The sequence below is a fragment of the Krasilnikovia sp. MM14-A1004 genome (genome assembly GCF_047159485.1).
Taxonomy (GTDB): domain Bacteria; phylum Actinomycetota; class Actinomycetes; order Mycobacteriales; family Micromonosporaceae; genus Actinoplanes.
In genome coordinates, this window is sequence record NZ_AP038773.1 from 2,085,093 (window position 1) to 2,110,029 (window position 24,937).

A 24,937-nucleotide genomic window follows, 5' to 3' on the forward strand; every position below is an offset into this window, starting at 1 on the left:
CTGGGTCACCATGGTCGCCGTGACAGAGAGCGGGCCGGACGACGATGACCACTGCCGCCCGGGTACGCCGCTGCCGTCCCGGAGTCGCGTTCGGAACACTCGACCCCGTTCCGTGACCTACCTGCGACACCATGAGCGCGCCGCAGTTCGAGAGTGGAGTGTCTGACGATGGCGGATGCACGCAGCGCCGAGCCCGCGACCCCGGACGGTGATCTCGCCGACGGCGGGGCCGAGGCCGAGGAGGAGGAGGCGGCGGTCGCGGAGGAACCGGCCGCCGACCGGATCCTGCCCCGGCGCAGCGCCATGGCCGTCCGGCTGGTCGCCCTGGCGGTGGCGCTGGTCCTGGCGATCGTCCTGGCGTTCGTCGTGGTGGTGTTCACCGGGCCGCCGTCGGTCGACGAGCTGCGGGTGCAGGCCGGGCTCGACGGCAAGCGGGAACTGCTGATCGGGGTCAAGGACGACCAGCCGGGTGTCGCGCAGTTCGCCAACGGGCAGTGGAGCGGCTTCGACATCGACATCGCGTACCTGATCGCCGAGGATCTGGGCTTCCGGCGCGGCGAGATCCGGTTCCTGTCCATCGAGAGCGAGGACCGGGCCCGCATGCAGGCCACCGACCGCAACGGCGAACGGGTCTCCGTCGACATGGTCATCGCCAGCTACAGCATCACGCCCGCGCGGGAGGCGATGGCGGGGGTGACGTTCTCCGCGCCGTACCTCTACACAGAGCAGGCCGTGATGACCCGGCACGGCCACGCCCCGGTGTCCTCCCTGGAGGATCTGAAGGGCCGCAAGGTGTGCAGCCTGGCCGCCTCCACCAGCGAGTCCCCGGCGACGCAGGCCGGTGTGCTGCTGAGCAGCCGCAAGAAGATCAGCGAATGCTTCCAGGCCATGGACCGGGGCGACTTCGACGCGATCACCACGGACGCCGCGATCCTCGCCGGATACAAGGCGAAATTCCCGGCGAAGTACGACCACTGGGACATCGGCCTCGACACCACCGAGGCGTGGGGTGTCAACGTCGGCGAGAACCCGGCCCTGCGCGATCTGGTGAATCTCGCCCTGTACCGGTCCCGCAACGACCCCAAGGACAACCGGTGGGAGGAGGCGTTCGACCGCAACTTCCGGGCCGAGGAGTCGGTCAACGAGCCCGCCCCGATCGCGGTGGACCAGCAACCCGCCGTCGAGGAACCCAACGTCCGGCAGTGGCCATGGGAACGGGTCTGACTTGACGGAGCCGGTCCCGACGCCGCCGCGCCGTTCGCAGCAGAACTGGCTGTTCGCCGTCCTGCCCGCGTTCCCGCTGCTCCTGCTCGTCCTGCGGCTGTGGTACCTGAGCCGCCAGGACCTGCCCACCATGCTGCTGCTCGTCCAGTACGTGAACCCGCTCGGCATGATCAGCGCGCTGTTCATCACGCTGCTGTGGTCCGTGCCCGCGGTGGTGCTCGTGCTGCGGGCACTCGGCGGGCTGCTGCTGGTCAGCGCGCGCGACCAGGAGCGGGCCACCCGATCGCTGCTGGCGGTGACCGCGCAGCGGATGCCCGACTGGATCGTCGTCATCGCCGCGTTGCTGGCCGCGTTCACCTGGCAGCTGCGGTTCCTGCCCGCCCTGGTCATGCTGCTGGTCGTCATCATGGGCCTGACCGCCTGGCAGCGGCACCCGGACGACCGGCTCGTGTTGCGGGTGGTCTCGATCGGGGTGCCGGTCGCCGCGGCCGCCGTGGTGTTCGTCTGGGTAATGCCCGGCATCGTGGACGCCGTCCGGCGCGGGGAGGCGGCCACGGCCCTGCTGCTGCTGGCGCCGCCGCTGCTCGGCACGATGCTGGCCGGTCCGGTGCCGGTCCGGTTCGCCCGGCTGGCCACGCACTGGCCGGCGGTGCTGGCGGCGCTGATCGCCCCGTTCGTCGTCGGTGTGGTGTTTCTGCGGGCGCCGATCCTGCCCACCTCGGCGGTCGAGGTCGCCACCGGCAACGGGATCGAGGTGCTGCGCGGGCAGGTGATCACGGTCGACGACGTGGCCACCACGATCATCGACCGGGACGGCCAGGTCCACTTCGTCCGGAACGTGGACCTGCGTACTCGGACGATCTGCCCCGAAACGGCGCAGGTCCCCGCGAGTGCCGTGGAGGTGCGCGGCTGGCCCGTCGAGGCGTCCGTACTCGAATGGGTGGCACCTGCCCGACGCCTTGCCGCCCTCGACCCGCGATGTCTGGGCAGGCCCCTCGACCCGGGCTGAGCGGCGCCCCGCGCTGTCCAGCGTGCGCCGGAGGGCAGACCCACCCGCCTCCGGGAGCCAAAGGCGGTGACCGCGTGCAGACAGGCTCGACCCGACCTGGCAGGCTGCACGCCATGACCTTGCACCTTCGGTGGGCCGCCGTCACCGACCAAGGACGAGTCCGCAGCACCAACCAGGACTGTTTCTACGCCGGTGACCGTTTGCTGGTCGTCGCCGACGGAATGGGTGGCATGGCCGCGGGCGACGTGGCGAGCCGCATCGCCATCGATGCGATGACCTCGCTCGACGTCCCGATCGAGAACGAACAGCAGATGGACGCCCTGCACAAGGCGCTGGAGGTGGCCAACGGCAGGATCGCCGAGACGGTCGCCGCCGACGGCGCGCTGGTCGGCATGGGCACCACGTTGACGGCGGTCATCTTCTCCGGCGACCGGGCGGCGCTGGCCCACGTGGGCGACTCCCGCGCCTACCTGCTGCGCGACGGCCGGCTCAACCAGCTCACCAAGGACGACACGTACGTGCAGATGCTGGTCGACCAGGGGCTGATCCGCCCCGAGGAGGCGGGCAGCCACCCGCGCCGGGCCGTGGTCACCCAGGCGCTGCAGGGCGAACCGGTCAGTCCCGCGTACGTCATCGTGGAGCCGGTCACCGGCGACCGCTGGCTGCTGTGCAGCGACGGGCTCACCGGGGTGGTCGCGCCGGAGCAGATCGAGGCCGAGATGCTCCAGGTCGCCGACCCCCAGCAGTGCGCCGAGCGACTGGTGCAACTCGCCCTGGACGGCGGCGGCCCCGACAACGTCACCGTCATCCTCGCGGACCTGACCGTCGCCCCCTGACGCCTCACCCGCGGCGGTTGGTGCGGCGGGTCGGTTCCGCGCTCGCCGGATCCTCGGGCCACGGATGCCGCGGGTAGCGCCCCCGCAGCTCGGCACGCACCTGCGGATACCCGGTGACCCAGAACGACGCCAGGTCCCGGGTCACCGCGACCGGGCGGCCCGCGGGGGACAGCAGGTGCAGCAGCACCGCCACCCGGCCCTCGGCCAGTCGCGGCGCCTCCCGCCAGCCGAACGTCTCCTGCACCTTCACCGCCAGCACCGGCGCCGCCGGGTCCGCGTAGTCGACCCGGATCGCCGACCCGCTGGGCACCGGCAGGCGTTCCGGCGCCACCTCGTCCAGGCGGGCCGCGACCTGCCAGGGCAGCAGCCGCCGCAGCGCGGCCGCCACGTCGATCCGGGCCAGGTCGGCGCGGCGGCGTACAGCGGCGAGGTCCAGCCAGTCGTCGGCGGCGGCCAGCAGCGCCGCGTCGTCGACCGCCGGCCACGGTTCGCCGAGCGCCGCGTGCGCGAACGCCAGCCGCTGCCGCAGCCGCGCCGCCGCGTCCGTCCACGTCAACAGCCCGAGCCCCTCGCGGCGCAGCCCGTCCAGCACCGCCGCGCGCAGCCGCTGCGGGTCGGGGGCGTCCAGGCGCCGCTCGGTCAGCGTGATCGCGCCGAGGCGCCGCACCACGCGGGCCACGACGTCGCCGTCCACCCAGCCGATCTCGGTCTCGTCGGTGAGCAGCGCCGTCGCGGCCTCCCGCGCGGTGGCCTCGTCCAGCGGGGCGGCGGCGCGGATCCGCGCGGTCCGTGCTCCGGGCGCCCGGTCCGCGTCCGCGACGGCCAGCCACGGCGTCCCGGCCAGGCCGCTGCCGGCCGCCAGCTCCGCCGCGGTCCCACCCGCCATCAGGTACGCGCGCCCGCCCGGCTGCCGGGCCCTGGCCACCCGCTCCGGGTACGCGAGCGCGACCACCAGCCCCGCCGCGAGATCGTCCGGCAGTCCCGCCGCGAGGTCGTCCGGCAGTCCCGCCGCGAGGTCGTCCGGCAGTCCCGTCTCCGCCGGTCGGCCGCCCGGCGTTCCGGCGCGGCCGCCCTGTCCGGCGCCCGTGCCCCGTGTTCCGTGCTCGGGTAGCGCCGAGGTGAGCCGCCGGACCTCCGTCCGCCACGCGGCGCCGCCGTCGCGGCGGGCGCGCCGCCAGGCGGCCACGAGGTCGTCGCCCTCGGCGCGGACCTCGTCGAGCAGCGCCACCACCTCGGCGGCCCGGCGGGCGCCGACCGCGGTCGCGCCGTCCAGCAGCGCCCGAGCCAGGCGCGGGTGCAAACCCGCCCCGGCCAGGGCCCGGCCGCGGTCGGTCACGCGGTCGTCCTCATCCAGCGCGCCGAGGTCGCGCAGGGTGCCGACAGCGGTCCGCAGCGCTCCGGGTGGCGGCGGGTCGGGCAGGCTCAGGCCGGTGCCGTCCGGGTGCCCCCACAACGCCAGGTCCAGCGCGAAGCCGGTCAGGTCGGCGGCGGCGATCTCCGGCTCCGGCTGGGCGGGCAGCCGGTCGTGGTGGCCCTGCGACCAGCAGCGGTAGACCCGCCCGGGTGCCTCGCGGCCCGCCCGGCCCGCGCGTTGCCGCGCCGCCGCCCTGGAGACCGGCACCGTCACCAGGGCGCCGAGGCCCCGCGCGTGATCCATCCGCGGCACCCGGCTCAGCCCGGCGTCGACCACGGCACGCACGCCGGGCACGGTCAGGCTGCTCTCCGCGACCGCGGTGGCCAGCACGACCCGCCGCCCGGCGACGGCGTCCCGCGCGGTGCGGCTTGCGGCGTCCGGGCGGGGCGGTCCCGTGGCGGTGTCGGCGGCGGGGCTCAGCACGGCGTCCTGGGCGGCGGCGGGCAGGCGGCCGTGCAGCGCCAGGACCCGCGCATCGACGCCGCGAAGCCGGTCCGCCACCAGCTCGATCTCGCGCGCACCGGGCAGGAACACCAGCACGTCGCCGGGCCCGTCGGCCAGCGCACGCCGGACCGTCGCGGCGACGTGGTCGAGCAGGCGCGGGTCGACGCGCAGCCCGTGCGGCGCGTCGACCGGCTGCCGGGGCGGGCACCAGTGCACGTCCACCGGGAACTGCCGGGCCGCCGCCGTGACCACCGGGGCGCCGCCCAGCACCTGTGCCAGCCGGTGCGACTCGGCGGTCGCCGAGGTGGCCAGCAGCCCGAGGTCGGGGCGCAGCGCGGCACGCACCTCCACCAGGAACGCGAGCGCGAGGTCGGCGTCCAGGTGCCGCTCGTGGCACTCGTCGAGCACGACCAGCGCCGTACCGGGCAGCTCGGGGTCGCGTTGCAGGCGGCGCAGGAGCACACCGGTGGTGACCACCTCGACCAGCGTGTCCCGCCCGACCCGACGGTCGCCGCGCACGGTGTACCCGACCCGGCCGCCGACCTGCTCGCCGAGCAGCGCGGCCATCCGCCGGGCGGCGGCGCGGGCCGCGACCCGGCGCGGTTCGGCCACCACCACCCGGCCACCGGCGGTGGCCAGGGCGAGGGGCACCAGGGTGGTCTTGCCGGTGCCCGGCGGCGCCACGAGCACGGCCGCCCCGGCCCGGTGCAGTGCGTCGGTCAGCTCCGGCAGGACCGCCCGCACGGGCAGATCCGGGAGGGCCTCGGCGGCGATCAGCACCGGCCCATCCTCGCAGGCCTGTCGGCGCCGTGGCCGCCGGGCGACGTCGGCGACGGGTGGGGCGTCTGCCGTGATCGGAGCGGGTGCCGGGCGGGTCCGGCGCCGGCGACGGGCGGGGCCGGGCGATCGACCGGTGTAATTTCCTGCGCAAACCGGTGCGCGATCCGTGGCGGCCTGCTTGACTGTCCGTCAGCGCACGAGCCGTCAGCGCACAGGCCTCAGCGCACGAGCCGTCAGCGCACAGGCCTCAGCGCACAGGCCTCAGCGCACAGTCCTCAGCGCAGAAGGGGGTGAGCTTGGCCGGCGTCGAGGTGTTCAACGCCCTGCCCGCCTACGAGCTGGAGGCCCGGCTGGCCGCCTGCTGCGCGGCTCCCGAGTGGGGCGTCGCGCTCGCGGCGGGCCGCCCGTACCCGGATCGGGTCCGCCTGTTGGCCGCGGCCGACGCGGCATCCGCCGCGCTGACCTGGGAGGACGTCCTCAAGGGTCTGTCCGCGCACCCCCGGATCGGTGAGCGCGCCGCGGGTGACTCCACGGAAGCGCAGTGGTCGCGGCGGGAGCAGGCCGCGGCGGCGACCGAGGACCAGGCGACCCGCGCGGCGCTGATCGACGCCAACCGGGCCTACGAGGACCGGTTCGGCCACGTCTTCCTCATCTCCGCGAGCGGGAAGACACCCGAGGAGATCCTCGCGGCCGCACGGGAACGGCTGGGCAACGACGAGACGACGGAACGCGCGATCGTGGCGGACGAGCTGCGCAAGATCGCCCTGTTGCGGCTGTGGAGGCTGCTCGATGAGCTCGGCTGACGGCACCGAACCCGAGGTGCACGCCCGGATCTCCACGCACATCCTGGACACCGTCGCCGGCGAGCCCGCCCGGGACGTGTACGTGCGGCTGGAACGCCACGACACCGACGGCTGGCGTACGGTCGCCGAGGGTCGCACCGACGACGACGGCCGCCTGCGCTACCAGGTGGGGCTGCACGAGTGGCAGGCGGGCGGGTACCGCCTGCTGTTCTATGTGGAGCCCTATCTCGGCGGGAAGGCGTTCTTCCCCGAGATCACGGTGGCCTTCCACGTGCACGACCCGGACCGGCACTACCACGTCCCGCTGCTGCTGAGCCGGTACGGCTACACCACCTACCGAGGGAGCTGACCGCGTGGCGATCGTGCTCGGACCGAACCGGTACGGCAAGGCGGAGGTCCGCCTGGTACGCGTGGTCCGCGAGGGCGACACGCACGCGCTGACCGACCTCAACGTCAGCGTGTCCCTGGCCGGTGACCTGACCGCCACCCACGTGACCGGCGACAACAGTGCCGTGCTGCCGACCGACACGATGAAGAACACCGTGTACGCCTTCGCCCGCGAACACGGCGTCGGCGAGCCGGAGGCGTTCGGGCTGCTGCTGGCCCGCCACTTCGTGAAGACCCTCGGGCACGTGGACACGGCGACCGTGGCCGTCGAGTCGTACGGGTGGCGGCGGCTGGGCCCGCACTCGTTCCAGCGCACCGGCGACCTGACCCGGACCGCCACGGTGACCGTGCACCCGGCGGGCACCCAGGTGGTGTCCGGCCTCTCCGATCTGGTGCTGCTGAACACGACCGCCTCGGAGTTCCACGGCTTCATCAGGGACCGGTACACCACTCTGCCGGAGACCTCCGACCGGATCCTGGCCACGGCGGTGAACGCCCGCTGGCGGCACCTGGGCGAGGACACCAACTGGGCGGACTCGTTCGAGGGCGTGCGGGACGCGCTGGTGTCCGCGTTCGTGAACACGTACAGCCACTCGTTGCAGCAGACGCTGCTGTCGATGGGCAGCGTGGTCCTGACCCGGCGCCCGGAGGTGGCCGAGGTGCGGCTGGCGCTGCCCAACAAGCACCACTACCTGGTCGACCTGGCGCCGTTCGGGCTGGACAATCCGGGCGAGGTCTTCCAGGCGGGCGACCGCCCGTACGGGCTGATCGAGGGGACGGTGAGCCGCGACGACGCACCCGCGGCCGCCGCGGACTGGTATCTGTGATCTTCATCCAGTGGGACGCCCGCTGTGCCGTACACCCTACCGGCCAGTAACCTACGGGCATCCGCAGTGCTGCGAAGGGAGCCCCGCACGTGACCGAGATCCTCTCCGCCGAGGCCGTGGCGTTCGTCGAAGACCTGAACCGCCGGTTCCGGCCCCGCCGAAACGAGCTGCTGGCCCGCCGCGCGCAGCGGCGCGCCGAGATCGCCGCGGGCGGCACGCTGGGCTTCCTGCCCGAGACCGCCGACATCCGCGCGGGGGACTGGACCGTGCCGCCCGCCCCGGCCGACCTCACCGACCGCCGCGTCGAGATCACCGGTCCGACCGAGCGGAAGATGACCATCAACGCGCTCAACTCGGGCGCCAAGGTGTGGCTGGCCGACCTGGAGGACGCCAACACCCCGCACTGGGCCAACGTCGTCGACGGCCAGCAGAACCTGTACGACGCGATCCGGCGCACCATCCGCCTGGAGACCCCCGCCAAGACGTACGAGCTGGGCGCCGGGCCGTACCCGACGATTGTCATGCGCCCGCGCGGCTGGCACCTCGACGAGCGGCACCTGCTGGTCGACGGCGAGCCCGCCGTCGGCGCTCTGGTCGACTTCGGCCTGTACTTCTTCCACAACGCCAAGGAGCTGCTGGAGCGCGGCAGCGGGCCGTACTTCTACCTGCCGAAGATGGAGTCGCACCTGGAGGCGGCCCTCTGGAACGACGTCTTCGACCACGCCCAGGACACCCTCGGCATCCCGCGCGGCACGATCCGCGCCACCGTGCTGATCGAGACGATCCCTGCCGCGTTCGAGATGGACGAGATCATCCACGCGCTGCGCCCGCATCTGGCCGGGCTCAACGCGGGCCGGTGGGACTACCTGTTCAGCATCATCAAGTACTTCCGCGACAACCCGGACATGGTGCTGCCGGACCGGGCCGCCGTGACGATGACCGCGCCGTTCATGCGGGCGTACACGGAACTGCTGGTGTCGACGTGCCACAAGCGGGGCGCGTTCGCGATGGGCGGCATGGCCGCCTTCATCCCCAGCCGCCGCGACCCGGCGGTCAACGAGGTGGCCCTCGCCAAGGTCCGTGAGGACAAGGAGCGCGAGGCAGGCGACGGCTTCGACGGCTCCTGGGTGGCCCACCCCGACCTGGTGCCGGTCTGCCAGGAGGTCTTCGACCGGGTGCTGGGCGACAAGCCCAACCAGCTCGGCCGCCGCCGCGACGACGTCCTGGTCACCGCGGAGCAGCTGCTCGACGTGTCCGCCACTCCGGGCGCGGTCACCGAGACCGGGCTGCGCAACAACGTCGACGTGGCGCTGCAGTACCTGGAGGCGTGGCTGCGCGGCAACGGTGCGGTCGCCATCCACAACCTGATGGAGGACGCGGCCACCGCCGAGATCTCTCGTTCGCAGATCTGGCAGTGGATCCACAACGGGGTCCGCCTGGAGGACGGCACCCCGATCACCGCCGACCTGGTCGGCCGCATCGAGGACGAGGAACTCGTCACGATCCGGCAGGCGATCGGCGACGAGGCGTGGACCGCGGGCCGGTTCGACGACGCCCGCAAGCTGTTCGAGCGGGTGGCGCTCGCCGACGACTTCGCGGACTTCCTCACGACCGTGGCGTACGACGCCATCGACTGATGCACCTCGGCGACTCCGACTACGCCGCGCTGGATGCCCGGCTCGCCGCCCACGATGCGTTCCTCGCGGAGCGCTATCCGGGCGAGCGGGCCGGGCGCCAGCCGGTGCACACCGTCTACGTGCCCGCCGACCGGCTCGCGGACTTCCGCGACTGGGGCGCGCAGGCGGTCGCCGCGATGGACCGGTACGGCTTCCCGTTCCCGGGCGCCGACGCGGTGCGGTCGAAGCTCGCCACCGAACCGATCGAGGACCTGCGCGTCGACTTCGAGGACGGGTACGGCGTCCGCACCGACACGCAGGAGGACGCGGCGGTCCGCGCCGCCGTGTCCGTGCTGCGCGCGGGACCGGTGCCGCCGTTCGTCGGCATCCGGATCAAGTCGCTGGAGGCCGCCACGCGGCACCGGGCCCTGCGCACCATGGAACTGTTCCTGGAGTCCTATCCGGACCCGTTCGTCATCACCCTGCCGAAGGTCAGCGGGGTCGATCAGGTCGCCGCCATGGTCTGGCTGTGCGAGCGCCTGGAAGCGGCGTACGGCCCGGCCGCGCGGACGCTGCGGTTCGAGATCCAGATCGAGCTGCCCTCGGCCGTGCTGGGCGCGGACGGCACGGCCACTGTCGCCCGGCTCATCACGGCGGCGGCCGGGCGCTGCGTCGGCCTGCACTACGGCACGTACGACTACAGCGCGGCGGCGGGGGTGGCGGCGGCGTACCAGTCGATGGAGCACCCGGCGGCCGACCACGCCAAGGCGGTGATGCAGGCCGCCGCCGCCCAGACCGGGATCCGCCTGTCCGACGGCTCCACCAACGTGCTGCCCGTGGGCACCCCCGCCGAGGTGCATGCCGCGTGGGAGCTGCACCACCGGCTCGTCCGCCGCTCCCTGGAACGCGGCTTCTACCAGGGCTGGGACCTGCACCCGGCGCAGCTGCCCACCCGGTACGCGGCCACGTACGCGTTCTTCGCCGACGGCCGCGACGCCGCGGTGACGCGCCTGCGCCGCTACCTGGACCGGCAGGACAGCGGCATCGCCGACGAACCCGCCACCGCACGGGCCCTGGCGGGCTACCTGCTGCGCGGACTGGACTGCGGCGCCTTGGACGATGCCGGATTCCCGCGCGCCGAGCTGACGGCCCTCGTGCAGAGCTGAGCCGGTTCCCGGGTGGTCCGTGCCACCATCGGATCGGTCAGCGCACGACCTTGACGTTGAAGGTCAGGGTGTTCAGCGCGCCCATGAGGCGCAGCCACAACGGCAGCAGCATCTCGGTGCCCCGGGCGGTGCTGATGTCGCCGAGATCGACGACATCGGTGTGCCCGAACGACTCCAGCAGCGCAACGACGGTCTTCTTGGCGTCACCGTCGTTGCCGGACACGAACACCGAATGGTCGCCGTCGGCCAGTTGGCGCGGGTCGACCATCAGCGTCGCGGCCAGCGTGTTGAGCGCCTTGACCACCCTGAGCTGCGGGAACGCGGCTTGGATCTGCTCGCCCAGCGAGTCGGTGTCCTTGACGAACAGGCCGGGCGGGAAACCGGCGGAGAAGTCGAGCGGGTTGGCGATGTCCAGCAGGATCTTCCCGACCAGGTGGTCGGCCCCCACCGAGTTCAGTACGCCGATCGACACCGCGCCGGAGGTGGCGTTGACCAGCAGCTCCGCATCCGCGGCCGCATCCGCGAAGGTGGCCAGCCGCACCTGCGGGTGGGTGGCGGCCCAGGCCGGATAGGGCGGGTTGCCCATCTCGTCGGGGGCGGTCTTGGCCGTGGTGGCGGCGACGTCGCGGGTACCGACCGTCACCTCGTGGCCGAGCTCGGACAGACGGCCGGCGAGGGCCTGGCCGACCATTCCGGTGCCCAGAACTGCGATCTTCATAGCTGCGCTCCCTGCGAGTCTCGATCGGTCCGCGGCGGTCCATCCCGCCGGGCGGAGTCCAAGCTAACAGACAGGTCTGTCTACCTCAACAGCCCCGACGTGTGGCGCAGATGACGGAGAAGGTGGCCCGGCGAAACAGACTTGTCTGTATGATGGCGCGCGTACATTGCGGGAGGTGACCGATGGGCCAGGCAGCGCAGCCCGCACGCCAGCGGATCCTGGACACGGCGTTCCGGTTGTTCTACGCCCACGGTCCGCGCGGGGTCGGTGTCGACACCGTGATCGCGGAGTCGGGCGTCGCCAAGGCGACCCTGTACAAGCACTTCCCCCGCAAGGACGACCTCGTGCTCGCCTACCTGGACACGGTCGACCAGACCTGGTTCGGGCAGTTGCGCGCCGCCGCGCGGGCTGCCGGCGCCGACCCGCGCGACCAGCTCGTCGCCATGTTCGACGCCCTGGACTCCGCATGCCGACGGGACGGCTATCACGGCTGCGCGTTCATCAACACCGCCGCCGAGAGTGCCGCGGGTACGGACGTGCACGCCCGTACCGTCGAGCACAAGACAGTGGTGCGGGCCTGGGTCGCCGACCTCGCCCGCCGTGCCCACGCTGCCGAACCCGAGTTGCTCGCCCGCCAGCTCACCCTGCTGCTCGACGGCGGCCTCGCCGCCGGCGTCCTCGACGCCGACCCCGCCGCGCCGGCGGCGGCCAGGGTCGCTGCCCGTACCCTCGTCGACGCCGCCTGCCCTCCCGCGAGTTCACTCTGAACACCGCCCGGTGACCCGGCCCGAGCGCAACGCGACCCGCGGCACCCGGCCGGGCCGCTACGCTCGGCCCATGGCCGATCTCGTCGTCCGTTCCTCCCGCGCGGTGACGCCCGCCGGGCAACGGCCGGCCGCTGTCGAGATCGCCGGTGGGCGCATCGTGGGCGTCCACGAGCATGCCGCCCGCATTCCCGCCGACCGCGACGTCGACCTGGGCGACCTCGCCCTGCTGCCCGGCCTGGTCGACACCCACGTGCACGTCAACGAGCCCGGCCGCACCGAGTGGGAGGGCTTCGCCACCGCCACCCGTGCCGCGGCCGCCGGCGGGGTCACCACCATCATCGACATGCCGCTCAACAGCATCCCGCCCACGGTGAACGTCGACGCCCTGAAGATCAAACGCGCGGCTGCGGACGGCCAGTGCCACGTCGACGTCGGCTTCTGGGGCGGCGCCGTGCCCGGCAACGCCGCCGACCTGCCCGCGCTGCACGACGCCGGCGTCTTCGGCTTCAAGGCGTTCCTCGCCGACTCCGGCGTGCCCGAGTTCCCGCCGCTCGACCCCGGGGAGCTGGCCGGCGCGCTGGCCGAGGTCGACGCCCGGTTCGTGCTGCACGCAGAGGATCCGCACCACCTGCACGCGGCCGCGTCCTCCCCGGCGTACGCGGACTTCCTCGCCTCCCGCCCGCCCGACGCGGAGCACGCCGCGGTCGCCACGGCGATCGCCGCCGCCCGTGCGGCCCGCGCCCGCGTACACATCCTGCATCTGTCCGCGGCGGACGCGCTGCCGCTGATCGCGGCGGCCCGCGCCGACGGGGTCCGGGTCACCGCCGAGACCTGCCCGCACTACCTGACCCTCGACGCGGCGGACATCCCCGCCGGGGCCACCGAGTTCAAGTGCTGCCCGCCGATCCGCGACGCGGCCAACGCCGACCGCCTGTGGGCGGCCCTCGCGGACGGCCTCATCACCTGCGTCGTCAGCGACCACTCCCCGTGTACGCCGGAGCTGAAGCACCGCGACACGGGCGACTTCGCCGCGGCGTGGGGTGGCATCGCCTCCGTCCAGCTGGGCCTGCCGGTGGTGTGGACCGCCGCCCGCGCGCGCGGGCACAGCCTCGCCGAGGTCGTCGACTGGATGGCGCGCCGCCCCGCCGACCTGGTCGGGCTCACTCGCAAGGGGCGCCTCGCGATCGGCGCCGACGCCGACCTGGTGGCCCTCGACCCCGACGCCACGTTCACCGTGGACCCGTTGCGGCTGCACCACCGCAACCCGGTCACGCCGTACGCGGGCCGGACCCTGTCGGGTGTGGTGCACACGACCTGGTTGCGCGGCCGGAGCGTGACGGGCGACGAGCCCCACGGCCGCCTGCTGGAAAGGGAGGATCCGTGACCGACGATTTCACCGCGCTGCCCGACCTCGCGTCGCGCACCCTGGGTGCCAGCATCGTGTACGCGAACGACGAGTTCTTCGCCGCCGCCGACCACCTGCTGGATCCGGCGCCGCCGGTGTTCGAACCGCGCACCTTCGACCTGCGCGGCCAGGTGTACGACGGCTGGGAGACCCGCCGCCGGCGCCAGGACGGCACCGATCGCGTCATCGTCCGGCTCGGCGCCCCCGGCGTGGTGTACGGCGTGGACGTCGACACGACGTTCTTCGTGGGCAACTACCCGCCGCACGTCTCGGTCGAGGCATGCGCGGTGGACGGCTACCCGGACGCCGATGACCTGGCCGCGGCCGACTGGGTGGCGCTGGTTCCGCTGTCGCCGGTCAAGGGCGACGGGCACAACCTGTTCGCGGTGGACGAGCCGTACCGGTTCACCCACGTGCGGCTGACCATCTACCCCGACGGCGGGGTGGCCCGGCTGCGGGTGCACGGCGAGGTGGTGCCCGACCCGCGCCTGCTGCCGGGAGTGTTCGACGTCGCCGCCGCCCTGCACGGCGGGCGGATCGCCGGGTGCAGCGACCGCTTCTTCGGCCACCCGGAGAGCATGCTGGCCCCCGGCCTGGCCGCCAGCATGGGCGACGGCTGGGAGACCGCGCGGCGCCGCGACGACGGCAACGACTGGGCGCTCGTCGAGCTGGCCGTACCCGCCGTGATCGAGCTGGCCGAGCTGGACACCACCTGGTTCAAGGGCAACGCGCCCGGCCGGGCCGCCCTGCATGCGGTGGACGTCCGCACCGGCGCGCTCGACGACGCCGCGGACTGGTTCGAGCTGCTGCCGCCCGTACGGCTGATGCCGGACACGCCGCACCGGTTCCCGGTGACCGTGGTGCCCGCGGCCACCCACGTCCGCCTGGACATCTACCCCGACGGCGGGATGGCCCGGCTGCGCCTGCTCGGGCGCCCCGACCCGGGCGGCGTCGAGGCCCTGCAGGCCCGCTTCGACGAGACCCGGCTGCCGCCCCGCGAGTGAGCGGCGCGCGCCCGCCCCGGTATGGCGGGCGGGCGCTACGGTCTCGGCGTGGATGTGATCGTGGGGCGGACCGTCACCCTCGTGCTGGTCGACCGTGCCGGCCAGCCGCTGGGGGTGCTGCCGCCCGTCGCCGTGCCGCTGCCCTGGTGGCAGGAGGTGTCGGACGTGGTGGCGGCCGTGCAGGCCCGCGACGGCGTCGAGGTGCAGATCCTGCGGCTGCTGCACGGCTCGGGCCGCGGCACGGTGGGCGGCGAGGTGACCTACCTGGCGCAGCTGACCGGCAACCCGCCGATCGCCCTGGCCCCCGCCGAGGTCGACCTGTCCCCGCAGCCGCACCGCGCCCCGTACGCGCAGCCGGGCGGCCCCGCCGACTCGGTGCGCTGGGCGCTGGCCGCCCTCGCCGCGCTCGGCACCCCCGGCGCCACCGCGCGCCAGCAGCGCACCTGGAACCTGTCCGCGATCTGGCGGCTGGACGCCGCGGGCACACCCGTCGCGTGGCTCAAGCAGGTGCCCGCGTTCTTCGCCCACGAGCCCGCGGTGCTGCGGCTGGTCGGCAGCGTCGCCCCGGGCCTGGTACCGCCGCTGCTGGCCTCGGGCGCCCACGGCCGGATGCTGCTGGCCCACGTCCCCGGCGCGGACGGGTACGGCGCGGGCGCCGACGTGTGCGCCCGGATCGCGCGGGCGTTCCACCCGGTGCAGGCGCACTTCGCGGGCCGGGTCGACGACCTGCTGGCCGCGGGCCTGCCCGACCGGCGTCCGGCGGTGGAGCCGTTCGCCCGGGTCGCGGCGCCGTACCTGGACGAGATCGCGGGGCTGCGGGAGCTGATCGACGACCTGCCGCGCCGGCTGGCCGAGGTGGCCGCCTGCGGGCTTCCGCCGACGCTGGTGCACGGCGACCTGCACCCCGGCAACGCCCGCGTGGGTGCCGGGCGGCCGGTCCTCATGGACTGGGGTGACGCGACGATCGGCCACCCGGCGTACGACATCCTGCGGCTCACCGGCGACCTGCCCGAGGACGACGCCGAGGCGCTGGTGGCCGCGTGGGCGTTGCGCTGGCGGCGCGACGTCCCCGGCAGCGACCCGATGCGGGCGGTCCGGCTCATGCGGCCGGTCGCGGCGCTGCGCGCAGCCCTGGTGTACGCGGACTTCCTCGTCGCCATTGAGCCGACGGAACGGCCGTACCATGCGGCCGACGTGCCCGAACGGCTCGGCGCTGCGGTGGCCGCGGCCGGGCGCTGACCGGCCCTGCCGATCAAGCACAGTGGACTGATAGGGTTTCCGGTTGCCGACGCGAGAGGTGTCGGCGGACTCCAGCCCGGTCACCTCCCGGCCGTCGGCACCGCCCGACGTCCCTGGAGGCCATCATGAATCGACTGGTTGCAGGTTCCCTCATCGCCGTCTCCGCCGCCGGTGCCCTCGCCCTGACGGGCAGCACGGCCGGTGCTTCCGCGCAGGCCACGACGATCGACCAGAAGCGTGCATTCGGCACGGTGACCAACGGCGCCACGGTGTGCGTGGGCCCGCTCTCGCCGTCCGACGCGAACGGCGTGCAGATCTTCGGGTTCACCAACGCCACGCCGAGCCTGACGTGGCAGGTGCTCACGGTGTCGTCGCAGAGCGCACCGACCGTGGTGTTCCAGACCACGGCACGTTCGGTCAGCCGGGTGGTCCCGCCGTCGGGCAACCTGATGTTCGAGGCGTGCGCGAAGAAGACCGCGGGCGCGGCGCAGGACTTCGATCTGACCCTCAACTCGCAGGCGCTCGGCTGAGCCCGGCCCGCTCGACGGCCCGGGTGGCCAGCACGATGGGTACGGGCGCGCCACCCTCGCGGAACCGGACGAACTCCAGCCCGGCGTCGAGGAACGCGTGCAGCAGGGCGGGTAGCGGCAGGTGACCGGCACCGACCTTGTCCCGTACGCCCTCGGTGGTCCACGACTGTCTCGTCCAGTGCCCGTCGAGGTAGCCGGGGCGGATCACGACGGCTGCCGGGTCGCTGCGGTCGGCGAAGCCCCCGCAGAACGCCGGGTGCACGCCGATGTGGACGAACGCACCACCGGGCCGCAACACGCGGACCGCCTCGCGCAGCACGGCCGGGTAGTCGGGCATGTCGGTGTGCACCATCACCGCGATGACGGCGTCGACGCATGCGTCGCGCAGCGGCAGCCGGGTCGCGTCGCCGCGGGTCACCGGCAGGCGGCCCCGCGCGTGGCGCAGCATTCCGGCGGAGAGGTCCACGCCGACCGGGTGCCAGCCCAGCGCGCGTACCTGCGCGGCGTGGACGCCGGTGCCGCAGCCGATCTCCAGGCAGGTGCCGCCGGTGCCGGGGCCGAGCAGGGTGTCGAGGGCGTGCCGGATGCCCAGGGGGTCGTCGGCATGCCGGGGGAGGAACTCGGTCTCGTACCAGTCCGCGATCTCGTCGTACGCCGCTGTGGGTGCCATGGTCCTCGATATCCCGGCCGGACGGCGTCCGTCAACCGCGCGCCCGCCGGCCGCTAGTGATCCAGGGTCCAGCGGGGTGGTTGCCGGTAGGCGCGGTGGTAGTCGGCCGCGAACCGGCCGGGGTCGGCGAAGCCCCAGCGGGCGGCGACGCGGGTCACCGTGGTGCCGTCGCTGGGCGCGGCTCCGCCCAGCTGCTGGTGGGCCCGGTCGAGCCGAGCGCGGCGCAGGTAGGCCGTGGGGGTGGTGTCCAGATGGATCCGGAACGCGCGCTTGACGGCGCGGACGGTGACGCGGGCGGCGCGGGCGATGTCGCGCAGGCTGATGTCGAGGTCGACATTGGCGTCGATGTAGGCGATCGCGCGGGAGAGGGCCGCGGGAGTGGCGTCGGTGCGGTCGTGCGGGTGCGCCATGCCGGCACCGGTGTGGGGGAACGTCGTGAGCACGGACGCGGCCAGAAGCCGGGTCATGGGGCCGAGCAGCAGCGGATGGGTGATGAACTCCGGGGCGGTCTGCAGACCATCGGTGACGTAGTCGACGACCCGTAACCAGCGGCGGGCCGCGGCCTGGTGGGTGGGGCGCAGGGCGGTGAAGCGAATCGGCGGGCCGGGGTCGTCCGGGCGGTTGCCGGCCACCTCGGCGATGGCCTGCGGCCCGATGCCGACCAGCGAACTCACCAGGAACTCCTGCCGCACGTGGTACGGCCTGTCGGCGTCGGCGTTCAGTGCCAGGTCGCCCGGGCCGTACCGGTCATCGAGGTCGAGATCGGTGCGCACTCCGTGATGGACCTGCGCGACAGTGATCGAGGTCTGGGGGTCGCAGCGGAACTCGATGGTCGCCCCGTGCTCCAGGGTGTCGAGGTAGAACGGTCCGGGGTCGAACCGCACGTGCCGGAAGCGGTACATGTCCCGGTCGCTGTGGACGCACATGGTCGCGTCGTAGGCGCCTGTCGCGTAGGCGCGGGCGCGGTCGGGGTCGGTGGTGGCGAACTCGATTCGGTGCCGGTCCGGGCGCGGGGTGTCCGCGATGCCGGACACCGTGCGTTCCTGCTCGCCGGGCGCGACGGCCGGGTGTGGACGGGCGTCCTGGTCCGACATGACGACTCCCCGGCTCTGCGGCACCTGGGCGGTGTGGCGATGGATCCCCGTCGGCTCCACCCTGCCACGCCACGATCCGCCGGAACACGGGCCGTTCGACCCGGCGACCACGGGAGGTCGAGGTTCACCCGGTGTGTGGTAGCCGTTCCGCCGGGATGACGCCGAGGCGGCCCTGCTGGTAGTCCTCGAAGGCCTGGATCAGTTCGGCGCGGGTGTTCATGACGAACGGCCCGTAGTGCGCCACCGGCTCGCGGATCGGCCGCCCACCCATGACGAACAGATCCAAGGCCCCGGCGTCCGGCGTGCGGTCGGCGGTGACCCGGACCGCGTCACCCGGCCCGTGCACCGCGAGCTGGCCGAGTTGCAGCGGCTGCTGGTCGGCGCCGACCGTGCCGCGCCCGGCGAGGGCGTACACGAGCGCGTTGTACTCCCGCTGCCAGGGCAGATCGAGCTGGGCGCCGGGTTGCAGGGTGATGTGCGCGAGGTTGATCGGGGTGTGGGTGGAGCCCGGTCCGGCATGCCCGGCGATCTCGCCCGCGATGACACGGATGAGTGCACCGCCGTCGGGCGTGGTGAGCAGGGCGGCCGCGGGCCCGCGGATGTCCTGGTAGCGCGGCGGGATCATCTTGGCCGCCTTCGGCAGGTTGACCCACAGCTGCAGGCCGTGGAAGAGCCCGCCACTGGCGACCAGGGTCTCGGGTGGCGCCTCGATGTGCAGGATCCCCTGCCCGGCGGTCATCCACTGGGTGTCGCCGTTGGTGATCGTGCCGCCGCCACCGTTGGAGTCCTGGTGATCCATGATGCCGTCGATCATGTACGTGACGGTCTCGAAGCCGCGGTGCGGATGCCACGGGGTGCCCTTCGGCTCACCGGGTGCGTAGTCGACCTCGCCCATCTGGTCGAGGTGGACGAACGGGTCCAGCTCGGTGAGCGGCACACCGGCGAAGGCGCGGCGGACCGGGAAGCCCTCGCCCTCGAAGCCGCTGGGCGCGGTGGTGAGCCGGTGGACCGGCCGGATGACGGCCGTGGGGTCGAGCCGGGGCAGACGGGGCAGGACCAGGACGTCGTCAACAGTGATCGCAGGCATGTCAAACCCTCCCGACGTGTCGGCCGACTCTACGTCTTCGTGGCGGTGGTTGCCGGGTTGTCGGCCCCGACGGTGCACAGCGGCAGCAGGATGCGGAAGGTGGTGCCGACCCCGGGCCGGGTGGTGAGGGTGATGGTCCCGCCGGCATCGGTGACGATCCCGTAGGCGGTGGCGAGACCCAGGCCCATGTGGTGGGGGGACCTGGTGGTGAACAGGGGTTCGAAGACGTGCGCGGCGATGTCGGGCGACATCCCGGTGCCGGTGTCGGTGACGGTGAGGCACGCGTAGCGGCCGGGCAACGGGGCCGGCTGGTGGCGAGGTTCGTCCCGGACGTCGGCGACGCCGTCCTCCACGACGATCATTCCGCCGTCGGGCATCGCGTCGCGGGCGTTGATGACGAGATTGCACAGGGCCTGTTCGAGGCGGGCGCGGTCGGCGCGGATCGGCAGGGCGTGGGGGTGGAGGTGGGTGACGAGTTCGATGTTGCCGCCGATGGTGCGGTCGAGCAGGGTGCGGGTTTCGGTGATGACGGTGTTGAGGTCGATGGTTTCGGCGGTGGTGGGTTGTTTGCCGGCGAAGACGAGGAGTTGGCGGGTGAGGTCGCGGGCGCGTTCGGCGCTGGCTTTGGCGCGGGTGAGGTCGTCGCGGGTGTCGGGGTCGGTGGTTTGTTCGAGGGCGAATTCGAGGTAGTTGAGGTTGATGGCGAGGAGGTTGTTGAAGTCGTGGGCGATGCCGCCGGCGAGTTGGCCGAGGCTTTCCAGGCGTTCGGCGCGGGCGGAGCGGTCCAGGATCTGCTGATGCTCCTGCTCGGCCCGCTCTTCGGCGCTGACGTCGCGGGTGATGCCGGCGAGGGCGATCAACCTGCCGTCCCTGTCGCGCACGGGTGACGCACGGGTGGACACGTCGAACAGGTGCCCATCCTTGTGCCGTCGTTGTGCCCGGATGAGCGAGAACGCCTCGGCCCGATCGACTCTCGCCACGACCTCGGCCAGTTGGGGGGCATCCGGGGGAACCACCCTGAGGATGCTCTCGCCGATCATCTCGTCGGCGGTGTAGCAGTACAGCCGCTCCGCGCTGCGATTCCAGGACAGGACGATCCCGTTCGGATCCGTGGCGATGATCGCGTCGTCGGCGGACTCCACGATCGCGGCGAGCATCGCCTCGTCCTCAGCCAACTGGTCGGCGCGGCGCTCCAACACGCGGTGGCTGTAGGCGACCGCGACGCCGACCAGGGTCATCCCGGCGATCGCCCACAGGCGGACCTGCTGGTAGGGAGTGCCACGCAGCCCCTGCCAGGACGAGGTGGCCCAGGCCATGACCCCGGCGAAGGCGCCGACGGCGGCCACCGCCCACGGGCGGTTCGAGGCGACGGCGAGGGCTGGTCCGACCACGATGATCAGGCCGAACGCGGTGAGCCCGCGGGATGTCGCAAGATCCACAACGCTGATCACGATGATGATCACGACGGCGAACGACAGCAGCCCCGCCCGCCACCAGGTGCCACTGTGCGAGCCGGAATCGCGCCGCCAGTCCTCGTATCGCATGGAGCCCCCGGGTCCAGGTGCCATCCGCTCGCGCGCCTGGGCGCGCACTACCGCCAGCCTGGCCGACCGGACAGGCCCGTCGCGAGTTTTTTCGTGCGATACAGAACCAGTGCCCCACAGGTCGGGCCTTTCGGCCCGACCCGTGGCTCAACGCCGGCGAACCCCAGCCGTGCCCGGCTCGTGAGCCACGACGGTGCCGGTCGGGAACGTCATCGCCGCGCTCAGGCGGCCCGGTGGTTGAGCGACTCGGTCAGCCCGGCGCGCAGCTTGGCGACGTCGACGTGCGCGTCGGCGAGGATCCGCGCGGCCAGCCCGTGATTCTCGCGCAGCAGGCCGAGCATGATGTGCTCGCGCGCGATGAAGTTGTGCTTGAGCCGGATCGCCTCCCGCAGGGACAGCTCCAGCACCTTCTTGGCATGGTCGGAGAACGGGGTGTGGCCGCTGCCGTAGAACCGGCTCATGAACCCGCGGCGTTTGGGCTCTGTCTCGCGCGGCAGCCGCAGCGCCCCCGGCCCGAACGTCTCCTCGATAGTGCGGCGTACGGCGTCGAGGTCGATGCCGATGGCCTTGAGCGCGGCGGCGTCCTCGGCCTCCGGGTCGGCCGCGGGCTCGTCGCCCGGCCCGGTGCCGCCCCCGGCGCGGCGCAGGATCTCGGCCCGCACGTACGCGGCGTCGACGCCGTCCGCCCGCAGGGTCGCGGCCGGTGCCCACTGCGGGTCGGCCAGTAGCGCGAGCAGGACGTGCTCGGTGCCGACCGGGGACTGGTGCAGCTCCTTCGCCTCGGTCGTGGCGCGGACGACCGCCTCCCGGGCGGAGCGCGTGAAGCGTTCGAACATCGGTCAGGCCTCCCGTGGGTCGCGCATCGGCATGCGGGCCGCGTGCTTCTTGTGTACGCCTTGGCGGGTCACCTCGAGGGCGTCGGCGATTTCCTGCCAGGACCAGCCCTGGTGGCGGGCGTTGGCCACCTGCAGGTGCTCCAGCCCTTCGAGCAGGCGGCGCAGCGCCACGACCGCCCGCAGGCCCACCCGGGGGTCGGCGCTGCCGGCGGCGGCGGCCAGGTCGGTTGCTTCGGTCATGCTGTCAACGTACGTTGACACGAGCCAACCTGTCAACCGTTGTTGACACACAAACGGGGCCGGCCCCCCGGAAGGGACCGGCCCCGGTCGTCGCGTCGTCCGGCGGCTCGCGTGTGCTAACCAGGGAAGGTCAGCTCCACCCCCGTCGGAGACCCGTACGACACGCCCAGTTCCACCGGCAGGCCCACCGGTGCGGCGACGGCGAACCGGGTACCCCACGGGTCCACCAGTTCGGCGTAGCGGCCCACGCCCATCTGCACGGGCCCGGCGACCAGCCCGCCGCCGAGAGCCCGGCAGCGATCCACGGCCCGCGCGCAGTCGGCCACCTGGAAGGCCGAGCGCCAGCGGGTCCAGCCGTCGCCGGGGGCCAGCCCGGCGATCGCGTCGTGGCCCCGGGTCAGCCATTCGCCCCGCGTCCGGGCGCTGCCCGGCTCGTCGCGCAACAGCCAGCCGAAGGCCCGGCCGTAGAAGTCGAGGGCGGTACGCGCGTCGTGGGTCAGCAGCTCGGGCCAGGTCATCGCGCCCGCCTCGCCGCCCACCTCGATGCCCGCGAACTCGTCGGCCTGCCACAGCCCCAGCGTCGCCCCCTCCGCGTCGGCGACGATCGCGGCCCGCCCGCCGTGTGCCTCGGCGGGGATGCCGACACAGCGCCCGCCCGCCTGCAGTACCCGGTCGATCGCGTCGCCCAGATCGGGTTCGTACAAATATGTCAGCCAGCCGGCCGGTCGGTCCGCATTGGCCCTGGTCAGCCCGGCCACGACGCGCCCGTCGAGGCGGAAGCGGTGACCGGCCGGTTCCCAGCCGAACATGGCCGCATAGAAATCCGCCGCCCGGGCGGGGTCGGCACTGGCCAGCTCGACCCAGCACGGGGTCGACGGCGCGAATCCTCGGATGCGCATCGGCCGCACCTCTTTCTCTCCGGTAGCTCCATCGTGGATGCCCGACTGATGGGGGAGGGGTGCCGAACACCTTACGACAATGAATACGCTCTGCCATCACACAGAGGTTCAATGTCCGAAAGAACTACGTTTCACGGTCCGTTCATCACTCAGCGTTGCGCATGTTGCAAGTACGGAACGTGAATGGTTGACGCGTTGCGCTGGTGTGATCACGTACTGGCGCGGGTCCACCTCGGACCACGTCGGCCGTCAGCGGCGCGGGATGAGGATCTCGAACCAGACTGTGGCGCCGCGCACGCTCGGGTCCGTACCCCAGGCGTCGCTCAGCTCCTCGATGAGCCCGAGGCCCCGGCCCCGGCTGCTCATCGTGTCGGTCTGCGCACGGGCCACGCTGCCACGGGTGCCGGTGTCCGCCACCGACACCAGGAGCCGCTCCGCGCTGAGGTCGATGTGCACCTGCGCCGGGGTGCCCGCGTGCAGCAGGGCGTTGGTGGTCAGCTCGCTGGTGCACAGGATCGCCGCGCCGATCACCGGCTCGGGCACGGACCACTCGCGCAGGCGGCTGGTCATCCAGTGCCGTACCCGGCTCGGTCCGGTCGGCTCCGCCGGGACCTGCATGGTGGCGGACCGGCTCAACGTGATCGCGTGCTCGACCGCCAGGACCGCCACGTCGTCGTCGGTGCGTCCGGGCACCGCGGCGTTGGCCAGCACGCAGAGGTTGCGCGGATCGCCGCTGGGAGCCGCGGCCACCACGTCGACCAGGGCGTCGAGGCCCACGCTGAGGGCCTGCTGGCGGCGCTCCACCACGCCGTCGCTGAACATGAGGATCGTGTCGCCGGGCTCCAGGCGTACCTTTCCGACATTCCACCGGCCGCCCAGGCCCAGGGGCGCGCCCGGCGGAAGCGCGACGAGCTCGGCCGTCGCCGGGCCGCCGTCGGCGGCCGCGCGGCGCAGCACGGGGGGCGGGTGCCCGGCGCTGGCCAGGGTGATCGTGCCGTCGACCGGATCGAGTACGCCGTAGACCACGGTCACGAAGATCTCCTCGTTGCGCTGCTCCGCGCCCAGCGAGCCGATCAGCCGGTCCAGCCCCGCCAGCACGGTCTGCGGGGCCGGATCGGTCAGCGCCAGCGCCCGCAGCGCGGCCCGGACCTGGCCCATCACCGCGGCGGCCCGCACGTCGTGACCGGCCACGTCGCCCAGCACCATGGCCAGCCGCCCCCCGGCCAGCTCGAACGCGTCGTAGAAGTCGCCGCCCGCCGCGTTGCCGTCGACCCCGACGTCGTAGCGGGCCGCGATGCGGAACCGGTCGAGTTCGGGCAGGTGCTCGGGCAGCATGCTGCGCTGCAGCAACTGGGCCGTGCCGTGCTGGGCCTCGAACCGGCGGGCCCGCTCGGCGGCCTGTGCGACCAGCTCCGCCGCCGCCGCGAGCAGCGCCTGGTCCGCGGGGGGCCAGGCGTGCGCGCGCCGATATCCCAGCGACAGCGCCCCGCGCACGGACATCGCCCGCAACGGCAGCACGGCCAGCGATCTGACGCGTTGCTCGTGCCGGTCCGTCGCGACCTCGCGCAGTGGCGCGCCGTCGGCGATGAACACGCCGGCCCCGCTCTGCGCCGCCGACACCAGCGGGGATCCGGCATCGGCGCCGATCCGCTTCCACAGCGGGGGCAGCCGCTCGTCGGCCTCGTCGAGCATCTCGCCGCGGACGCGGCGCACGGATCGCCAGGCCGGGCCGTCGTCCACCGCGAAGGCGCAGTGATCCACGTCGAACGAGGCCATCGCGAACGCGAGCACGACCCGGGCCACCTCGTCGATGGTCAGGGCTCCGGCCAGCTGAGCCGTCAGCTCGCTCAGGCTCTGCAGCCGGCGGGTCACCCGGGTGGTCTCGGCCGCCGTCACCTGCCACAGCTCGCCGGAGACCTCGGCGGCGGGGCGGCCGAGCGCGCCGGGATGCCGCTCACCGAGCGCGCCCGCGTGGGCGTCGTTGTAGATCAGCCGGAAGTCCTCGCCCAGCGCCAGCGCCATCGGCACGGTGGCGGCGAGCACCACGTCGACGGCGGCCCGGACCTGCGGATCCCACTGCGCCATCGGCCCCAGCGGGGTCGTCTCCCACGGGAACTCGCGAACCAGCCGGGCACAATCCGGGTCACTCTGGGCCGCCACGCCTGCCTGGGTCGGCAGCGTGGTGATCGTGGAAGGGTCCCCGCCTCCCGAGCCAGTCATGGAGAAAGCCTATCCCCACTCAACCTTTTGGACGATGTGGGCACCATCCGACCGTCCGAAATTGCGAGTGCCGCCCGGAGTGCCCTGGGTCACATGTGACGGTATCGCCCGCGACCTGACGCTGGGTAGTCTCCCCGTACCCGAATTGACCTTGGTGTTCCCCAATTACCAGGTCCTA

The 24,937-nt window shown here is 73.2% G+C and carries 23 protein-coding genes; 13 read left to right on the forward strand and 10 right to left on the reverse strand.

What is annotated here, in order from left to right:
* The first annotated feature begins 168 nt into the window (after positions 1–168).
* The 3 genes from ACMCNN_RS09490 to ACMCNN_RS09500 all read left to right on the forward strand — a co-directional run bounded on the left by ACMCNN_RS09490 (position 169) and on the right by ACMCNN_RS09500 (position 3,069).
* Entirely contained in the window at positions 169–1,224 is a 1,056-nt protein-coding gene (locus tag ACMCNN_RS09490) for a transporter substrate-binding domain-containing protein (RefSeq protein WP_412745817.1), read from the forward strand.
* A 1-nt stretch (position 1,225) separates the two neighbouring features.
* Positions 1,226–2,233 (forward strand): hypothetical protein, encoded by a 1,008-nt coding sequence (locus ACMCNN_RS09495; protein WP_412745818.1) that lies wholly within the window; start codon positions 1,226–1,228, stop codon positions 2,231–2,233.
* Positions 2,234–2,346: 113 nt separating this feature from the next.
* The gene (locus tag ACMCNN_RS09500) at positions 2,347–3,069 is read left to right on the forward strand and encodes a PP2C family protein-serine/threonine phosphatase (RefSeq protein WP_412745819.1); all 723 of its coding nucleotides are present in this window, start codon (positions 2,347–2,349) and stop codon (positions 3,067–3,069) included.
* A gap of 4 nt (positions 3,070–3,073) precedes the next feature.
* On the opposite strand, the gene hrpB is transcribed toward ACMCNN_RS09500, so the two are convergent.
* Entirely contained in the window at positions 3,074–5,701 is a 2,628-nt protein-coding gene (hrpB, locus tag ACMCNN_RS09505) for an ATP-dependent helicase HrpB (RefSeq protein WP_412747109.1), read from the reverse strand.
* A 296-nt stretch (positions 5,702–5,997) separates the two neighbouring features.
* Here hrpB and uraD point away from each other — a divergent pair, with 296 nt between their 5' ends.
* The 5 genes from uraD to ACMCNN_RS09530 all read left to right on the forward strand — a co-directional run bounded on the left by uraD (position 5,998) and on the right by ACMCNN_RS09530 (position 10,506).
* Positions 5,998–6,510 (forward strand): 2-oxo-4-hydroxy-4-carboxy-5-ureidoimidazoline decarboxylase, encoded by a 513-nt coding sequence (gene uraD / locus ACMCNN_RS09510; RefSeq protein ID WP_412745820.1) that lies wholly within the window; start codon positions 5,998–6,000, stop codon positions 6,508–6,510.
* Positions 6,497–6,859: a hydroxyisourate hydrolase gene (gene uraH, locus ACMCNN_RS09515; protein ID WP_412745821.1), complete on the forward strand. Its 363-nt coding sequence runs from the start codon at positions 6,497–6,499 to the stop codon at positions 6,857–6,859. Before uraD ends, uraH begins: the two co-directional genes overlap by 14 nt.
* A gap of 4 nt (positions 6,860–6,863) precedes the next feature.
* A complete protein-coding gene (gene pucL / locus ACMCNN_RS09520) occupies positions 6,864–7,724 on the forward strand; it encodes a factor-independent urate hydroxylase (protein WP_412745822.1) in 861 nt (286 codons plus the stop codon).
* Between the two features lie 89 nt (positions 7,725–7,813).
* A complete protein-coding gene (aceB, locus tag ACMCNN_RS09525; RefSeq protein ID WP_412745823.1) occupies positions 7,814–9,361 on the forward strand; it encodes a malate synthase A in 1,548 nt (515 codons plus the stop codon).
* Positions 9,361–10,506 carry a DUF6986 family protein gene (locus ACMCNN_RS09530; RefSeq protein WP_412745824.1) on the forward strand — a complete coding sequence of 382 codons (1,146 nt, stop codon included), beginning with the start codon at positions 9,361–9,363 and terminating at the stop codon, positions 10,504–10,506. The genes aceB and ACMCNN_RS09530 overlap by 1 nt, the downstream gene beginning before the upstream one ends.
* 37 nt (positions 10,507–10,543) lie before the next feature.
* On the opposite strand, the gene ACMCNN_RS09535 is transcribed toward ACMCNN_RS09530, so the two are convergent.
* Positions 10,544–11,224: an NADPH-dependent F420 reductase gene (locus ACMCNN_RS09535; protein ID WP_412745825.1), complete on the reverse strand. Its 681-nt coding sequence runs from the start codon at positions 11,222–11,224 to the stop codon at positions 10,544–10,546.
* Positions 11,225–11,406: 182 nt separating this feature from the next.
* On the opposite strand from ACMCNN_RS09535, the gene ACMCNN_RS09540 reads away from it, so the two are divergent.
* The 5 genes from ACMCNN_RS09540 (at position 11,407) to ACMCNN_RS09560 (ending at position 16,169) form a co-directional block, all read left to right on the forward strand.
* Positions 11,407–11,991, forward strand: a complete 585-nt coding sequence (locus ACMCNN_RS09540; RefSeq protein WP_412745826.1) for a TetR/AcrR family transcriptional regulator — start codon at positions 11,407–11,409, stop codon at positions 11,989–11,991.
* 70 nt (positions 11,992–12,061) lie between these two features.
* Complete coding sequence (gene allB / locus ACMCNN_RS09545; RefSeq protein ID WP_412745827.1) at positions 12,062–13,375, forward strand: allantoinase AllB; 1,314 nt, start codon at positions 12,062–12,064, stop codon at positions 13,373–13,375.
* Positions 13,372–14,400 carry an allantoicase gene (gene alc / locus ACMCNN_RS09550; RefSeq protein ID WP_412745828.1) on the forward strand — a complete coding sequence of 343 codons (1,029 nt, stop codon included), beginning with the start codon at positions 13,372–13,374 and terminating at the stop codon, positions 14,398–14,400. Before allB ends, alc begins: the two co-directional genes overlap by 4 nt.
* A gap of 48 nt (positions 14,401–14,448) precedes the next feature.
* Positions 14,449–15,639 (forward strand): phosphotransferase family protein, encoded by a 1,191-nt coding sequence (locus ACMCNN_RS09555; RefSeq protein ID WP_412745829.1) that lies wholly within the window; start codon positions 14,449–14,451, stop codon positions 15,637–15,639.
* Between the two features lie 125 nt (positions 15,640–15,764).
* Positions 15,765–16,169, forward strand: coding sequence for a hypothetical protein (locus ACMCNN_RS09560; protein ID WP_412745830.1), 405 nt, complete (start codon positions 15,765–15,767; stop codon positions 16,167–16,169).
* On the opposite strand, the gene ACMCNN_RS09565 is transcribed toward ACMCNN_RS09560, so the two are convergent.
* The 8 genes from ACMCNN_RS09565 to ACMCNN_RS09600 all read right to left on the reverse strand — a co-directional run bounded on the left by ACMCNN_RS09565 (position 16,147) and on the right by ACMCNN_RS09600 (position 24,759).
* Positions 16,147–16,839, reverse strand: a complete 693-nt coding sequence (locus ACMCNN_RS09565; protein WP_412745831.1) for a class I SAM-dependent methyltransferase — start codon at positions 16,837–16,839, stop codon at positions 16,147–16,149. The two genes, ACMCNN_RS09560 and ACMCNN_RS09565, sit on opposite strands and share 23 nt — an antisense overlap.
* A 53-nt stretch (positions 16,840–16,892) precedes the next feature.
* On the reverse strand, positions 16,893–17,933 hold the full coding sequence (locus ACMCNN_RS09570) for a helix-turn-helix transcriptional regulator (protein ID WP_412745832.1): 1,041 nt from the start codon (positions 17,931–17,933) through the stop codon (positions 16,893–16,895).
* A gap of 124 nt (positions 17,934–18,057) precedes the next feature.
* Positions 18,058–19,020 (reverse strand): pirin family protein, encoded by a 963-nt coding sequence (locus ACMCNN_RS09575; protein ID WP_412745833.1) that lies wholly within the window; start codon positions 19,018–19,020, stop codon positions 18,058–18,060.
* Between the two features lie 29 nt (positions 19,021–19,049).
* The gene (locus ACMCNN_RS09580; protein WP_412745834.1) at positions 19,050–20,564 is read right to left on the reverse strand and encodes a two-component system sensor histidine kinase NtrB; all 1,515 of its coding nucleotides are present in this window, start codon (positions 20,562–20,564) and stop codon (positions 19,050–19,052) included.
* A 221-nt stretch (positions 20,565–20,785) separates the two neighbouring features.
* Positions 20,786–21,400 carry a Clp protease N-terminal domain-containing protein gene (locus tag ACMCNN_RS09585; RefSeq protein ID WP_412745835.1) on the reverse strand — a complete coding sequence of 205 codons (615 nt, stop codon included), beginning with the start codon at positions 21,398–21,400 and terminating at the stop codon, positions 20,786–20,788.
* A 3-nt stretch (positions 21,401–21,403) separates the two neighbouring features.
* Positions 21,404–21,640: a helix-turn-helix domain-containing protein gene (locus ACMCNN_RS09590; RefSeq protein WP_412745836.1), complete on the reverse strand. Its 237-nt coding sequence runs from the start codon at positions 21,638–21,640 to the stop codon at positions 21,404–21,406.
* Positions 21,641–21,756: 116 nt separating this feature from the next.
* Positions 21,757–22,539: a VOC family protein gene (locus ACMCNN_RS09595; RefSeq protein ID WP_412745837.1), complete on the reverse strand. Its 783-nt coding sequence runs from the start codon at positions 22,537–22,539 to the stop codon at positions 21,757–21,759.
* A gap of 249 nt (positions 22,540–22,788) precedes the next feature.
* Positions 22,789–24,759 (reverse strand): SpoIIE family protein phosphatase, encoded by a 1,971-nt coding sequence (locus ACMCNN_RS09600; RefSeq protein ID WP_412745838.1) that lies wholly within the window; start codon positions 24,757–24,759, stop codon positions 22,789–22,791.
* Between the last annotated feature and the right edge of the window lie 178 nt (positions 24,760–24,937).